The sequence below is a fragment of the Streptomyces antnestii genome (genome assembly GCF_004005495.1).
Classification (GTDB): Bacteria; Actinomycetota; Actinomycetes; order Streptomycetales; family Streptomycetaceae; genus Streptomyces; species Streptomyces antnestii.
In genome coordinates this window covers 127,211-141,544 of record NZ_RZYA01000011.1, presented here as the reverse complement: position 1 = coordinate 141,544, position 14,334 = coordinate 127,211, and the positions used below count along the sequence as shown (strand labels likewise).

The 14,334-nt window shown below is 70.9% G+C and carries 12 protein-coding genes and 1 pseudogene; 8 read left to right on the top strand and 5 right to left on the bottom strand.

Annotated features, from left to right (window positions below; translation table 11 throughout):
* The first annotated feature begins 579 nt into the window (after positions 1-579).
* The 3 genes from EOT10_RS23065 to EOT10_RS23055 all read left to right on the top strand — a co-directional run bounded on the left by EOT10_RS23065 (position 580) and on the right by EOT10_RS23055 (position 2,490).
* Entirely contained in the window at positions 580-1,338 is a 759-nt protein-coding gene (locus tag EOT10_RS23065; protein ID WP_127830192.1) for a hypothetical protein, read from the top strand.
* Entirely contained in the window at positions 1,335-1,841 is a 507-nt protein-coding gene (locus tag EOT10_RS41375; protein WP_223281152.1) for a DUF302 domain-containing protein, read from the top strand. The genes EOT10_RS23065 and EOT10_RS41375 overlap by 4 nt, the downstream gene beginning before the upstream one ends.
* 91 nt (positions 1,842-1,932) lie before the next feature.
* Positions 1,933-2,490 (top strand): hypothetical protein, encoded by a 558-nt coding sequence (locus EOT10_RS23055; RefSeq protein ID WP_127830191.1) that lies wholly within the window; start codon positions 1,933-1,935, stop codon positions 2,488-2,490.
* A gap of 208 nt (positions 2,491-2,698) precedes the next feature.
* Here EOT10_RS23055 and EOT10_RS23050 read toward each other — a convergent pair whose 3' ends face one another.
* A complete protein-coding gene (locus EOT10_RS23050; RefSeq protein WP_127830190.1) occupies positions 2,699-4,033 on the bottom strand; it encodes an NAD-dependent succinate-semialdehyde dehydrogenase in 1,335 nt (444 codons plus the stop codon).
* 645 nt (positions 4,034-4,678) lie between these two features.
* Between EOT10_RS23050 and EOT10_RS23040 the strand changes: the two genes are divergently transcribed.
* The 4 genes and pseudogenes from EOT10_RS23040 to EOT10_RS23025 all read left to right on the top strand — a co-directional run bounded on the left by EOT10_RS23040 (position 4,679) and on the right by EOT10_RS23025 (position 7,906).
* Entirely contained in the window at positions 4,679-5,365 is a 687-nt protein-coding gene (locus EOT10_RS23040; RefSeq protein ID WP_127830189.1) for an alpha/beta hydrolase, read from the top strand.
* 200 nt (positions 5,366-5,565) lie between these two features.
* Positions 5,566-6,393, top strand: coding sequence for an alpha/beta fold hydrolase (locus EOT10_RS23035; protein ID WP_127830188.1), 828 nt, complete (start codon positions 5,566-5,568; stop codon positions 6,391-6,393).
* Positions 6,394-6,442: 49 nt separating this feature from the next.
* Positions 6,443-6,559, top strand: a pseudogene (locus EOT10_RS42085) (sugar O-acetyltransferase); the annotation flags it as partial.
* A 180-nt stretch (positions 6,560-6,739) separates the two neighbouring features.
* Complete coding sequence (locus EOT10_RS23025; protein WP_127830186.1) at positions 6,740-7,906, top strand: alpha-hydroxy-acid oxidizing protein; 1,167 nt, start codon at positions 6,740-6,742, stop codon at positions 7,904-7,906.
* On the opposite strand, the gene EOT10_RS23020 is transcribed toward EOT10_RS23025, so the two are convergent.
* The 4 genes from EOT10_RS23020 to EOT10_RS23005 all read right to left on the bottom strand — a co-directional run bounded on the left by EOT10_RS23020 (position 7,875) and on the right by EOT10_RS23005 (position 10,897).
* On the bottom strand, positions 7,875-8,810 hold the full coding sequence (locus EOT10_RS23020) for a YihY/virulence factor BrkB family protein (protein WP_431313314.1): 936 nt from the start codon (positions 8,808-8,810) through the stop codon (positions 7,875-7,877). The two genes, EOT10_RS23025 and EOT10_RS23020, sit on opposite strands and share 32 nt — an antisense overlap.
* A gap of 118 nt (positions 8,811-8,928) precedes the next feature.
* Positions 8,929-9,513 (bottom strand): nucleosidase, encoded by a 585-nt coding sequence (locus EOT10_RS23015; protein ID WP_127830184.1) that lies wholly within the window; start codon positions 9,511-9,513, stop codon positions 8,929-8,931.
* Positions 9,514-9,588: 75 nt separating this feature from the next.
* On the bottom strand, positions 9,589-10,146 hold the full coding sequence (locus tag EOT10_RS23010; RefSeq protein WP_223281151.1) for a DUF6069 family protein: 558 nt from the start codon (positions 10,144-10,146) through the stop codon (positions 9,589-9,591).
* A gap of 100 nt (positions 10,147-10,246) precedes the next feature.
* Positions 10,247-10,897, bottom strand: a complete 651-nt coding sequence (locus EOT10_RS23005; protein ID WP_127830183.1) for a TetR/AcrR family transcriptional regulator — start codon at positions 10,895-10,897, stop codon at positions 10,247-10,249.
* Between the two features lie 146 nt (positions 10,898-11,043).
* Between EOT10_RS23005 and EOT10_RS23000 the strand changes: the two genes are divergently transcribed.
* The gene (locus EOT10_RS23000; RefSeq protein ID WP_127830182.1) at positions 11,044-14,325 is read left to right on the top strand and encodes a carboxyl transferase domain-containing protein; all 3,282 of its coding nucleotides are present in this window, start codon (positions 11,044-11,046) and stop codon (positions 14,323-14,325) included.
* Positions 14,326-14,334: the final 9 nt, after the last annotated feature.

The following is a 14,334-nucleotide window of genomic DNA, read 5'->3' as shown; positions in this document are numbered from 1 at the left end:
GAACATGCAGGCCCTGTAGCAGTTCGTGAACCAGTCACTTGCCTGAGGAATGGGAGAGTGATGTCCGGCGGCGCCGGCGGGCCGGGGTCCCTGACGGGATCGGGCAGGTCTCCTGACCGAGATGCCGGTCAGCATGGGCGACTCCCGCTGGCAGCGCGAGCGCGGCACCGACCTCGTGGCCTTGAAGGACTTACGGAACACGGGTCCGGCGAAGGGAATGATCAGAGGGGCTCATCGAGGAGGTCAGAGGGAAATGCAGGGATGGCATGACCTGCTCCCAGGTTCGAGAAGACAGAACCGTCGAGGCCTCCCTCCCAGCATGCGCCCCGCACCGCTCCCGCGCACCGGGATGCCACCGCTGCTCCGTAAAGCACCACCTCGCCGAGCGCGGACCGACCGTGTGAGGCGGTGACGTGCCTGCCAAAGGGCGAAGGGGAGGCGTGACCGAAACGCCGGCGAAGCCCGCGGGCTCGCAGCGCCCCCTGGCCGCGACGGTGGCGTACGGTTCCTGCGAGTTGCCCGCCTCCTCCGCTGCGAGACACTGGCAAGGTACGCATTCGCGAGGAAAGCGTCACGGCCATGAGCACTGAACTCCTCGATCTGGCCATCGACACCGCCGGCGGTGAAGAACTCTGGGACACCGTGCGTGGCCTGAAGGCCGACGTCTCCATCGGCGGCCCGGTCTGGGGGCTGAAGGGCTGGCCCCCGGGCACGAGCTTCGACCAGGTGCTGACGGTCGACACGGCCAGAGAACACATCACCTTCACCCCGTTCACCCGCCCCGAGTGGGAGATGGTCTTCGACGCCGCCACCGACAGCGTCACCGTGCAGACACTCGACGGCGAACCGGTCGACACCCTCACTCCCGCCCGCGCCGCGTTCAAAGGAATGCTGCGGAACACCGACTGGGACGCACCGCACCTTGGTTACTTCCTGGGCTACGCGTGCTGGAACTACTTCACCAGCCCGTTCCTCTTCGCATATCCAGGCGTGCGGACCCATGAGATCGAACCATGGCACGAGGCAGGACAGACCTGGCGGCGTCTGCAGGTGCGCTTCCCGCCCGAGATCGCCACGCACAGCCCCAACGCGGTCTTCTACTACGACGCCTTCGGCCTCCAACGCCGCATGGACTACGTCGCCGAGATCAACAACAGCTTCCTCGTCGGTCACTACACCGGCCACCACCAAAGCTTCGACGGGCTCGTCATGCCGACGCGACGACGCATGTTCCGCCGCAACCCCGACAACAGCGTCAACCTCAACTTCCCCTCCATCACGGTCGACGTCCACGGCGTTGAGCTCATCCGCTCCGACGACGAACAGGTACGGCCATGACCACGGACAACGCCTCCACCGACCATGTGGCCCGGCGGCTCGTCGTGACGCTCCCGCGCCCCTACGACGCCGCGTGCGAGCACTTCGAGACCCTCGTCCCCCAGGCCGATCTCTCCCGCTTCTTCCAACTCGGCTCCTGGAACGCCACCCTCGAACTCGACCAGATCAACGCCCCGCACGGGTTCATGCACTACTACCGCAGCGACATCTGCGCTCTCATGGTCGGTTCGCAGTCCCTCTGGAAGGCCACCCAGTACCTCATCGGCAACCACATCCTCGCCGAACGCGCCTTCCGCGAGGACGCGTCGGCCGCGCTGCACGCACCACTGCCGGCCGTGATCTACGCCGACCCCGACGGGGACACCAAACTCGCCGTCGACCAGCCCAGCCTCCTGTTCGATAGCTACGACAACCCACAGATCACCGAGACCGGCCGCGAATTCGACACACGCCTGGGCCACCTGATCACACTCCTCGGCGGCGACGTACCTCCCCAACTGTGAGCCTTACGACCTCAGAAGCGCGACCGTCGACGGTGGTCAGCAACTCGTCCTGCGATGACCTCGCTGGTGAAACAGGACAGGAGAACATGCCATGCGTACATCGTTGACCAGGATGACTCCGCTTGCGGCAGCGGCGGCCGGCCTGTTGGCCGGGGCCGTAGGGACAGTGTGCCTGGACGCCGTTCACTACCTGAAGTACCGCCGTGGCGGCGGCACGGACAGCCCTGTCGCGTGGGAATTCGCGCCGGTCGAGTCCTGGGAGAAGGCACCGGCCCCTGGGCAGGTGGCCAAGCGGGTGATCGAAGGGTTCACTCAACGTGAACTCCCCGACCGCTCGGCTTGGCTCGTCGGTACCGTTGCGCACTGGGGCTACGGATCGGGGCTGGGCGCCGTGTACGGCATCGTGGCCGGATCGCTGCCGGTGCCCCGTCCCGCGTACGGGGTGCCTTTCGGCATCACAGTGTTCGCCGGCGACTACGTTCTCCTGCCGGTCGCGGGTCTCTACAAGCCGATCTGGGAGTACGAAGCCAAGGTGGTGGCCCTGGACCTCGGAGCACACCTTGCCTATGGCGCGGCCGTCGGTAGCGCGTTCTGGTTGCTCGCCACGACGATGACGACTGCGCCCTGCGGCCCTGGGCGATCGGGCTGACCCGAACAGCCGGTCGACCTGGCGTCACCGTCCCGACCGACTGGCGCCCCGGTCAAAGCCCCTGGTCTGGTCGCGTGGATCGGTCTGTGCCACCTCTGAGTCCGAGCTGTCGGGACCTGGGGGCTGGAGGCAGATGCACGGGTGAACCTGCGCCCCGACGAGCGCCTCACGGGGACTGCCTGGTCACGGCCCCCAGGTCCGTCGCTGCCTACGCCACCGTGCGGATCAGCTTCTTGTTGACGAACTCCTCGATGCCCGGGCGGCCCAGCTCGCGGCCGAAGCCGGAACGCTTGATGCCGCCGAAGGGCAGCTCGGCGCCCTCGGCGCCGACGCCGTTGACGAACACCATGCCCGCGTCGATGCCGTCGGCGACCCGGGCGGCCTGCTCGGGGTCGGTGGTGAAGACGTACGAGCCGAGGCCGTACGGGGTGTCGTTGGCGATCCGCAGCGCGTCTTCCTCGTCGGCCGCCCGGAAGACCATGGCGACGGGGCCGAAGAGCTCCTGGCGTGCAGTGGCGTGCTCGGTGGTGAGACCGGTGAGGACACCGGCCGGGAAGTGGGCACCCTTGCGCTCGCCCTCGGTGTGCAGCGTCGCGCCTTCCTCGACGGCGGCGGCCACCTGGCGCTCCAGGGTGTCGGCCGCGGCGACCGAGGACAACGGAGCCCCGGACTGGCGGGCGAGCAGCGAGGCGGTGAACTTCTCCACGAACGAGTCGTAGAGACCGGCGGTGACGATGAACCTCTTGGCGGCGTTGCAGGCCTGACCGGTGTTGTCGAGGCGGGCGGAGACGGCGGAGTCGACGACGGAGTCGAGGTCGTCGGTGGACAGCACGATGAACGGGTCTGAACCGCCGAGCTCGAGGACGACCTTCTTCAGGTGCCGACCGGCGATCTCGGCGACGGCCGCGCCGGCCCGCTCCGAGCCGGTCAGGGACACGCCCTGGACGCGCGGGTCGGCGATCACGTCGGCGATCTGCTCATTGGTGGCGTACACGTTGACGTACGCGCCTGCGGGGAAGCCGGCCTCGGTGATCAGCCGCTCGAGGAGCGCCGCGGTGGCCGGGCACTGCGGGGCGTGCTTGAGGACGATGGTGTTGCCCAGAGCGAGGTTCGGGGCGGCGAACCGGGCGACCTGGTAGGCGGGGAAGTTCCACGGCATGATGCCGAGCAGGACACCCACCGGGCTGCGCCGGATGACGGCGCGGCCGGGGCCGGAGGTGACGGGGAGCTCCTCGTCGGCAAGGAACTTCTCGGCGTGGTCGGCGTAGTAGTGGTAGATGTCGACGCAGAAGTCGACCTCGCCCTCCGCCTCGTCGAGGGGCTTGCCCATCTCGCTCACGATGCTTGCCGCCAGTTCGGCGCGGTGCTCGGCGTGCAGATCCCCGAGCCGGCGCAGGAGCGCGGCACGCTCGGCCACGGAGGTGCTGCGTCCCCAGGCGGTGGCCGCGTGGGCGGCGTCGACGGCCGCTGCCACCTCGGCGTCGGTAGCGGTCGGGTAGGTCTGGGTGGTCGTGCCGGTGGACGGATCGGTGACGGCGTACATCAGGTCTCCAGGAGGTGCGGTGAGCGGTGCGGGGAGTGCTGTGCCGGCCTCGCGACCAGGTGTGCCGTGAGGCCGGTGATGCGGAATCCTAAGGTTTCGAAGACAGGACGGAATCCTACGGTTCGGGAATGGTGCGGGTTCCGGCGGCCGCCTTGAGTTCCGAAGGCGCCGGCTGCCTCGTCGAGCGGATGGGCGATCCTGCACTACCGAGCCCCCCCGGAGTGCCCATGTTTCCGCAAGTCGCCTTTCGCGAAAGTCCTCTCGAAGCCCACATGTTGTGCGAGGCATTTCTTAGAGGCTGCCGTCATGGACTTCACGCCCGATCAGGCTGCATCGGCGGTCGAACGTCACGACTGCCCCAACTGCAACGCGCCCGCGGGCAGCGCCCGACACACCCCGGGTGGGAAGACCGCCGCGAAAGCACATCTACGAGCGCCTCACCCGGGAGGACGCAACTCTGCGCACAACGCTGGAAGCCCGAAGCGGCGTCACCGTCATCAACCCCAGGGCCTGAAGGCAGTTCAACCTCGTAGGCCCAACGATGGGGATGTGGCGACACACCTGGCCCTCACACAAAAAACTGGGCACTGAACGGGCAATGTGGTGCAACGTTCCATACTTGATCTCTCCGTAGGAGGAAATGTCATGGCGGGCAAGCCCAGCATTGTCTTCGCCCACGGACTCTGGGCGGATGGGTCGTGCTTCAACAAGCTCATCCCCACGCTCCAGGCTGAAGGCCATGAGGTTTTCGCCTCACAGCACGGCCTCGACTCGCTCGAAAGCGACGTCGCGTGCGTCAACTTCACGCTCAACCACGTCCCCGGCCCCATCGTGCTGGTCGGTCACTCCTACGGTGGGACCCTGATCACCAAAGCGGGCACCCACGACCGCGTCGGCGCTCTGGTGTACATCGCCGCGCTCGCCCCGGACGAGGACGAGACGTCGCAGGAACAGCAGGACAAATTCCCCCGCACGCCCATCTTCGAGCACGTGGACGTCGCTGACGGCCGCGTGTGGCTCAAGCCTTCGGGGCTCCGGGACTTCTGCGGCGACCTCCCGGAAGCGGAGCAGAAGCTCGTCCTGGCGACGGGCGCTGTGCCAGTGGCTGACCTGTTCAACCAGCAGGTTCCCGGAACTGCCTGGCGGACGAAGCCGAGCTGGTTCATCGTCGCCAACAACGACCGTACCGTGCACCCCGACCTTGAGCGGGCCGCCGCCGAGCGCATGGGCGCCAATGTCCGTCCCGTGGACAGCAGCCACGTTCCCATGCTCTCGCATCCTGACTTCGTCCTCGATGTGATCCGCGAGGTCGCGAAGTCCCTCGACGCCTAGGGCCTGTCTCCCCGATCCAGCTGTCGGCGGCGTGCGTAGCCAGCCGCAGTGCGCGCGGCTGACAGGTGGTGCTGTCAGTGACGCGCGGTAGAGATCACGTGCGGCGCGGCGGCGAGTGTGGCGTGGGGTGGTGCGGTAGAGACCTCTGTGGCGGCGCTCCGGGACCGGGCGTCCGCTGCATCTCTCCGAGGAGGCACGGCATGCCACAGGTACACGCCAACAGCGTGAATCTCTTCTACGAGACCGTGGGGGACGGCGAGCCGCTCGTACTCGTCCATGGCTCGTGGAACGACCACACGAGCTGGCAGCCGGCGATCGAGGCGGACCTCCGCGCGTCCTTCACCGTGGTCTCGTACGACCGTCGTGGTCATGGCGAGAGCGAGAAGGTGCCGGGCCAGGGCACCCGGAGGCAGGACGAGGACGACCTCGCGGCGTTGATCGAGGAGCTCGGCCACGCCCCCGCGCACGTCGCCGGCAACTCCTTCGGCGCCTCGGTCGTCCTCGGCCTGGCCGCAAGCCGGCCCGAGCTGTTCCGCAGCATCACGGTCCACGAGCCCCCGCTGGTGGGCGTCGTGGCCGACGATCCGGAGTCCCTTGCCCAGGTGCAACCGACGATGATCTCCTGCGACGCGGTGATGGACCACCTCCGCAAGGGGGAGGACGAGCAGGGTGCGCGTCTGTTCGTGGAGGAGGTGGCCCTGGGGCCCGGAATGTGGGACCAACTGCCCGCTGCCCTGCGCGAGACGTTCGTGACGAACGCCCAGACGTGGCTGGACGAACAGACCGACCCGTCCTGGGCCGAACTGGACGTCGACGGGCTCGCCGCCTGCACCGTGCCCGTACTGCTGAGCCGCGGCAGCGTGAGCCCCACCTGGTTCTCGAAGGTCATGGACCGCCTGGCCGCGACCCTGCCGCACACGCAGCGCCACACCTTCGAGGGCGCGGGCCACATCCCGCACATCACCCACCCGCAGGAGTACCGGGCCGCCCTCGCGGAGTTCATCCGGTCGGCGTCAGCGGGCCGGTGAATGGAGAGTACGTTCGTGCATTCCGGAGGGTGCGATCGTACGCATGCCCATGACCACGGACTACTTCGCCGGCGACCCGCGCACCCATCTGGAGCGCATGCTCGCCGCCACCCTCGACCACATCGCCGAGGAGGGCGTCGCCGGCGTCTCCCACCGCAGGATCGCCGGGAGCAGACACAGGCCGCAGTGCGGCGCATGCCCTCCGGCGTGTAGCCGTCCCCGAAACGGCCCGGGGGCGCGGACCTGACCCCGCGTTCCACGGGCACCCCACAGCCGGCCCCATGCGCACTAGTGTCTGATCGCCACCGCCAGGACCCGGTGGCGGTCGACGAGGAGGGTGGCCGTGATGGCGCAGCAGTTCGGTGACTACCAGCACGAGATCTACTTCGAGGCGCTCGGGGGTGTCGTCCCGACCCTGCCCATGGCCTTCGCGGAGCTGGAGGAACGGGCCGCCGCCGCGCTCGCCCCCTCCGTGTGGTCCTACGTCGCGGGCGGCGCGGGCGACGAGTTCACCCAGCGGGCCAACGTCTCCGCGTTCGAGCAGTGGGGACTCGTACCGCGCATGTTCGTCGGAGCGGACCGGCGCGACCTGACCGTGGACCTCTTCGGGCTGAAGCTCGCGAGCCCGCTGTTCATGTGTCCCGTCGGCGTGATCGGGCTCTGCGGGCAGGACGGGCACGGGGACCTCGCGACGGCACGGGCCGCCGCCCGTACGGGAGTTCCGATGGTGGCCTCGACGCTGTCCGTGGACCCGATGGAGGACGTCGCGAAGGAGTTCGGCGACACCCCCGGCTTCTTCCAGCTCTACACGCCGACCGACCGCGACCTCGCCGAGAGCCTCGTCCGGCGGGCCGAGGCGGCCGGCTTCAAGGGCATCGTCGTCACCCTCGACACCTGGGTCACCGGCTGGCGGCCCCGCGACCTGTCCACCGGCAACTTCCCCCAGCTGCGCGGCCACTGCCTCGGCAACTACACCTCCGACCCGGTCTTCCGCTCCCGGCTCCCCGTGGGCCGCGAGGACGACACACAGGCCGTCGTCATGCAGTTCGCGAGCGTCTTCGGCAACCCGCTGACCTGGGACGACCTCCCCTGGCTGCGGTCGCTCACCAGCCTGCCGCTCCTCGTCAAGGGCCTGTGCCACCCCGAGGACGTACGGCGCGCCAGGGACGGCGGCGTCGACGGGATCTACTGCTCGAACCACGGCGGCCGGCAGGCCAACGGCGGACTCGCCGCGCTCGACGCCCTGCCGGACGTCGTCGAGGCCGCCGACGGACTGCCCGTGCTGTTCGACTCGGGTGTGCGCTCCGGGGCCGACGTCGTCAAGGCGCTCGCGCTCGGCGCGACAGCGGTCGGCATAGGCCGCCCCTATGCCTACGGGCTCGCGCTCGGCGGCGTCGACGGCATCGTCCACGTACTGCGGTCCCTGCTCGCCGAGACCGACCTGATCATGGCGGTCGACGGTTATCCGACTCTGGCCGACCTCACTCCGCAGGCGCTGCGTCGCAGGCGCTGACGCGCGGCGCGAGGGGCGCGGCCCGGTCCAGTTCGACGGCGAACTGGGCGCCGGCCAGCAGCGCCAGGTTCGACACCCACAGCCAGACGAGGAAGACGACGACCCCCGCGAGGGACCCGTAGAGCTTGCTGTAGGTGCCGAACTGCGCGGCGTAGAAGGTGAAGCCGGCGGACGCGGTGAGCCAGATCAGGGCGGCGAGCACGCCGCCGGGCACACCGTGCCGCCACCCACGGGCGGCGGGCGGCCCCGACCGGAACAGGACCAGGACGAGCAGCGCCACCAGGCACAGCAGCGCGGGCCACTTGAGGAGGTTCCAGGCCGCGGCCCCCGCGTCGCCGAGGCCGAGACGGCGCCCGAGCGACTGGGCGAGGGAACCGCTCAGGACCAGGACGAGCGCGCTGGTCATGAGGAGCGCGAGGAGTGTGCAGGCGGTCAGGAGGATGCGGTGGGCCTTGCGCCACACCGGCCGGGTGTCGCGCACGCCGTGCATCGCGTGCAGGGCCCTGCGGAACACGGCCGAGTAACTGGACGCCGACCACACGGCGCTGACCGCTCCGGCGATCGTGACCGTGAGGGCTGCGGACCGCTCGTGCGCCATGTGACGCAGCGCGTCGTGCAGGGCCCCGCCCGACTCGGCCGGCGCCCAGGCCGTCACGTGCGCGATCACCTCGTCCGTCGTGGCCGGACTGACCAGGCCGATGAGCGAGACGGTCACAAGGAGCGCGGGCAGCAGGGCGAGGATCGCGTAGTACGTCAGCGCCGCGGCCCAGTCCGACACGTCGTCGCGCCACATCGACACGGGGGTACGGCGCAGGGCCGACGTCCATGAGGGATGCGGGGCGGGCGGTACGTCGGCGGGGGAGGGGTCGGTGCGGATGGCCGGGGCCGTCGGCCGCGTTCCCAAGGCGTGCTCGTCTCGGTCGGAGGGCGCCCGGCGGCCTCTGCGGAAGAGCCGCCGCACGCGCGGGGACATGGGCCGCGATCATCTCATCGCGGTCGCCCGCACCCGCCGGGGGAGTCGGTCAGGGGTGTACTGGGAGGTTCCGCGCGGCCCAGTCGGCGAGGACGCGCGCGCACCCGGCGACCGATTCGCGCCACGTCAGCGCCGCGCCGTCGCCCGCCTCGTCGCTCACGTGTTTGACGATGCGCAGCGGGACGCAGGCCTGCTGGGCGGCGGACGCGAGCGCGTAGCCCTCCATGTCGACCAGCGGGGCCAGTTCGGCCAGGCGCGCGCGGGCCGTCTCGTCGGAGACGAAGGAGTCGCCCGTCGCGAGGGCGGGGCCGTCGCGGTCGGGCAGTTCGATCGGCGGACCGTAGGTCTCGCCCGTGAGCGAGGCGAGCACGGCGTCGTCGAGGTCGTGCTGGAGCACGGAGCCGATGACATGGGTGCCCGTCCATCCGGGGCGCAGCGCGCCCGCCGTGCCCAGGTTCACGATGCCCGAGGGGCGGGGGCCGCGGGCCAGGACGGTGGCGAGGGCGGTGGCCGCGTTGACCTTGCCCATGCCGGTGAGCAGGACCGGGAGACCGGTGTCGAGGAACTGCGCCTCTTCCTTCACGGCCAGCACGAGCAGGGGGCGGCCGGCGGTGATCTCACCTATGAGTTCCATGGCGCCACGGTAGCCGGGCGTGCTCACCGGCCCGCGGCGGGGGCGGGACCCCCGGTCAGGCGCTGTCAGGCGCTGTCAGCGCCCGCGCACCGCCCCGCGGGCCACGGGGGTGAGGAGGATCCCGATGGTGAGTCCGACGGCGGCGAACACGGCGGCCGTGCCCACCTTCGTCGCGACGTCCGCCGACGTGGTGAAGGGCAGCAGCACCATGACGAACGTGGCAAGCGTGACGATCCAGGAGAAGAACCGCCAGGGCTGCGGCGTGCCGAGGCACAGGAGGTGCAGGAGCACCGTCGCGACGAGGGCCGCGACGGCGGCGCCACCGGCCAGCAGGCCCGTGGAGGCGTCGCCCATCGCGCCGTCGCCCTCGGGCGCGAACACGGCGATGCCGAGGACTCCGCGCACGAGCAGCATCCCGGCGACCGCCGTCAGGGCGGCGACGAGCGCGGTCATCACGCCGCCGGACCAGACCTTGCGGGCGTCGACGCGTGATCGCGGGGGCGGTGGCGCGGGGCCGTCGACGGTCGGCCCGTAGTCCGGGTAGCCGGGGTGCGCGGGGTCGGGCCCGTAGAAGTGCTGCTGATCCTGCCCGTAGCCGGGGTTCTGGCCGTAGGGCGCACGCGGTGTCTCCATGAGGAACTTCCCCCTCCGTCCGGACGCTTTGGTCAAGCCAACACATGAGCGGTGGCGGGACGCGAGCGGGGGAGAGCCGTACGGCTGACGGGGGCGGGCGTCACACGTCCTGAGGTGGCCGCTGTCCGGCCCGGGGCGTGAGCCCGAGCAGCCGCAGGTACATCGCGGTCAGCTCGGCGACGGCCCGGTCGCGTGTCGTGGGGTCGGCCGCGACGGTCTGGGCGAAGCTCGCGACCATGCCGCCCGCGGCGGCGGCCACGGACTCCGGTGACCCGGCGGGCTCGGCCAGGCCCTGCCGTACCAGGCGGGCGATGTAGCGCGCGGTGCGCCCGCGCGGCCGGTCGCGGATCTCGTCGCGAAGCCCCCGCATCGCCGGATCCGTGAGCGACTGGTGTTCCAGCACCGTCAGGAACGCGAGGTTGTCGACGTACGCGTCCAGGAACGCGGCGTTGGTGTGCTCGGCGAGCAGGTACGGGTCCTCGGCGTCGGGGCCCGTGGCCTCCTGTGCGGCGAGGAACCGGTCCCGCAGGTCCGCGGCGAGCACGGCGAAGACGTCCTGCTTGGAGGCGAAGTAGACGTAGAACGTGGCGCGGCCGACGTCCGCCTCCGCCGTGATGTCGGCGATCGTCGTGCGTGCGTAGCCGCGCCGCTCGAAGACCGTGCGGGCCGCCGTGAGCAGGCGGGCGCGGGTGGCACTGTCCTGGCGGTCGAGCTTGTCGCGCACGGTCCAGGAGTTTCTCGCGATCGGCATGCCCTCAGGATATTGACGTTGACGGGAGCGTCAACGCAGACTGGAGCCGCTGTTGACGTTGACACCAACGTCAACGCACCGGTCCGTCCGCCGTTCCCCGGCGGGTCCGGAAGCCGTCACGTACCGGCCCGTGGAGGAGACGTCCCATGACAGGTGTCCAGGCAGGTGTTCGGGCAGGCGTCCAGACAGATGTCCAGACAGGTGTCCTGATCGCCAACCGCGGTGAGATCGCGGTGCGCATCCACCGGGCCGCGGCGGCGCTAGGCCTGCGGACCGTGGCCGTGTACACGGCGGAGGAACGCGACGCGGCCCATGTGCGCCTGGCCGACGAGGCCCACCTGCTCAGGGGCGAGGGCGTCGCCGCGTACCTCGACGCGGCACAGCTCGTCGACGTCGCGCGCCGCGCCGGGTGCGGGCTCGTCCACCCCGGCTACGGGTTCCTGAGCGAGAACGCCGCGTTCGCCGAGGCGTGCGCGGCGGCAGGCCTCACCTTCGTCGGACCCACTCCGCAGCTCCTCGCCCTCTTCGGCGACAAGGCGAGCTCACGCGCGCTCGCCGTCCGGCACGGCGTCCCCGTCCTCGGCGCGACCGACGCCCCGACCTCGCTCGCCGAGGCCACGGAGTTCCTCGCCGGCGTCCGCGACGGCGTCATGGTGAAGGCGGTCGCCGGCGGCGGCGGCCGCGGCATGCGCGCCGTGCGCGACGCCTCCGACCTGCCCTGGGCCTACGAACGCTGCCGCTCCGAGGCGGAGCGCGCCTTCGGCAACGGGGACGTGTACGTCGAGCAACTGCTGCCCCGCGCCAAGCACATCGAGATCCAGGTCGTCGGGGACGGCACCGGCCAGGTGACCCACCTGTGGGACCGGGAGTGCTCGGTCCAGCGCCGCAACCAGAAGCTGATCGAGGTCGCCCCGAGCCCCTGGCTCCCCGCCCCCGCGCGCGACCGGCTGATCGAAGCGGCGCTCACGATGGCCTCCGCGACCCGCTATCTCGGCCTCGGCACCTTCGAGTTCCTCGTCGACGCGGACGACCCGGACGCCCACTACTTCATCGAGACGAACCCCCGGCTCCAGGTCGAGCACACCATCACCGAGGAACTCACCGGCGTCGACCTGGTCGCCACGCAGCTGCGCCTCGCCCAGGGCAGGACCCTGGCCGAACTGGGCCTGCTCCAGGGCGACATCCCCGAGCCGCGCGGCTTCGCGATCCAGACCCGCGTCAACCTGGAGGAGCTGTCCGCCGACGGCACGGCCCGTGCGTCGCAGGGCACCCTGACCGCCTTCGAGGCACCCGGCGGCCCCGGCGTGCGCGTGGACACCCACGGCCGCGCGGGACTCGACATCACGGGGTCGTACGACTCGCTCGTCGCCAAGGTGGTCACCCGTACCCATCGCGGTGACTTCGCCGACGCGGCCGCGCGCGCGGCCGGGGCCCTCGACGAGTTCACGCTCGCCGGGGTCCCGTCGAACGTTCCGCTGCTGCGCGCCGTCCTGCGCCACGACGCCTTCCGGGACGGCACGGTGACGACCGCGTTCGTCAACGAGCACCTCGACAAGCTCGTACCGGGAGCCGCCCCTTCCCGGGACAACCACGGCTCGGCCCTCACCGCCCCGTCCGCGGGCAGCGTCGTCGAGGTGTGCGTGGCGCCGGGCGCCGAGGTGGCCGCGGGCGCGCCCCTGGTCGTGCTGGAAGCCATGAAGATGGAACACGTCCTGACCGCGCCCCGCGGCGGTGTCGTGCGGGAGGTCCGCGCGAGCGTCGGTGACGTCGTGCCCGCGGGGGCCGAACTCGTCGTCTTCACACCGTCGTCGGACAGCGAGAACGCCGGGCAGGCGGCGGCCGAGGTGGATCTCGACGCGATCAGGCCGGACCTCGCCGAGGTCGTCGAGCGCCACCGCGTCGGCCTCGACGAAGCCAGGCCGCAGGCCGTCGAGCGGCGCCGGCGCACCGGCCACCGCACCGCCCGCGAGAACCTCGCCGACCTGTGCGACCCGGGCACCTTCACCGAGTACGGCGCCCTGGCCATCGCCGCTCAGCGCCGCCGCAGGACCCTCGACGACCTGATCGCCAACACCCCCGCCGACGGCATCGTCACCGGCGTGGCCCAGGTCAACGGCGAGCTGTTCGGCGAACGGCGCGGCCAGTGCGCGGTCCTTGCGTACGACTACACGGTCCTCGCCGGGACGCAGGGCATGCTCAACCACAAGAAGACCGACCGCATGCTCGAACTCGCCGAGCGGCAGCGGATACCGGTCGTGCTCTTCGCCGAGGGCGGCGGCGGACGCCCGGGCGACACCGACCACATGGCGGTCGCGGGCCTCGACGTGCCGACGTTCGCCACGCTGGCCCGGCTCAGCGGCCAGGTGCCGACGGTCGGCGTCGTCGCCGGGCGCTGTTTCGCGGGCAACGCCGCGCTCCTCGGCTGCTGCGACGTCATCATCGCGACGGCCGACGCCTCGGTCGGCATGGCGGGCCCCGCGATGATCGAGGCGGGCGGCCTCGGGCAGTTCCTGCCCGAGGAGGTCGGGCCGATGTCGGTCCAGGTCCCGAACGGCGTCGTCGACATCCTGGTCGAGGACGAGGCCGAGGCCGTCGCCGTGGCCAAGAAGTACCTCTCCTACTTCCAGGGCGACCTGACCGAATGGGACTGCGCCGACCAGCGCCTCCTGCGGCACGTCGTCCCCGAGAACCGGCTGCGCGCGTACGACGTCCGCGAGGCGGTCACCCTCCTCGCCGACACCGGCTCGGTCCTCGAACTGCGGCCCCGGTTCGGCGTCGGCGTCATCACCGCGCTCGTACGGGTCGAAGGCCGCCCCATGGGCGTGGTCGCCAACAATCCCCAGCACCTCGGCGGTGCCATCGACAGCGACGCGGCCGACAAGATGGCCCGCTTCCTGCAACTCTGCGACGCCCACGGCCTGCCCGTCGTCACCCTGTGCGACACCCCCGGGTTCATGGTGGGCCCCGACGCCGAAAAGACGGCGACGGTACGCCACTTCAGCCGGCTGTTCGTCGCGGGCGCCCACCTCGGCGTCCCGGTCTTCTCCGCCGTCCTGCGCAAGGGCTACGGCCTCGGCGCGATGGCGATGACCGGCGGCGGCTTCCGCGCCCACACGGCGACGGTCGCCTGGCCCACCGGCGAGATCGGCCCGATGGGCCTGGAAGGCGGCGTCCGGCTCGGCTACCGCCGCGAACTCGAGGCCGTCGCCGACCCGCAGGAGCGGCAGCGCACGTACGACGAGCTCCTTGCGCAGAGTTACGAGCAGGGCAAGGCGCTCAGCGCGGCGACCACCTTCGAGGTCGACGACGTGATCGACCCCGCCGACACCCGCCGCTGGATCACCATGACGTTCGCCCAGCACACCCCGCACCCGGATCCGCGGGCGGCCACGGCGCCCGAACGCCGTCGGTTCGTCGACACGTGGTGACGCCGGTGC

Coding starts and splice junctions, on each gene's coding strand:
- EOT10_RS23005 (WP_127830183.1), bottom strand. CDS start 10,897: ATGCCGATCGCGAGAAACTCCTGGACCGTGCGCGACAAGCTCGACCGC.
- EOT10_RS23000 (WP_127830182.1), top strand. CDS start 11,044: ATGACAGGTGTCCAGGCAGGTGTTCGGGCAGGCGTCCAGACAGATGTC.
- EOT10_RS23055 (WP_127830191.1), top strand. CDS start 1,933: ATGCGTACATCGTTGACCAGGATGACTCCGCTTGCGGCAGCGGCGGCC.
- EOT10_RS23025 (WP_127830186.1), top strand. CDS start 6,740: ATGGCGCAGCAGTTCGGTGACTACCAGCACGAGATCTACTTCGAGGCG.
- EOT10_RS23050 (WP_127830190.1), bottom strand. CDS start 4,033: ATGTACGCCGTCACCGATCCGTCCACCGGCACGACCACCCAGACCTAC.
- EOT10_RS23010 (WP_223281151.1), bottom strand. CDS start 10,146: ATGGAGACACCGCGTGCGCCCTACGGCCAGAACCCCGGCTACGGGCAG.
- EOT10_RS23040 (WP_127830189.1), top strand. CDS start 4,679: ATGGCGGGCAAGCCCAGCATTGTCTTCGCCCACGGACTCTGGGCGGAT.
- EOT10_RS23035 (WP_127830188.1), top strand. CDS start 5,566: ATGCCACAGGTACACGCCAACAGCGTGAATCTCTTCTACGAGACCGTG.
- EOT10_RS41375 (WP_223281152.1), top strand. CDS start 1,335: ATGACCACGGACAACGCCTCCACCGACCATGTGGCCCGGCGGCTCGTC.
- EOT10_RS23065 (WP_127830192.1), top strand. CDS start 580: ATGAGCACTGAACTCCTCGATCTGGCCATCGACACCGCCGGCGGTGAA.
- EOT10_RS23015 (WP_127830184.1), bottom strand. CDS start 9,513: ATGGAACTCATAGGTGAGATCACCGCCGGCCGCCCCCTGCTCGTGCTG.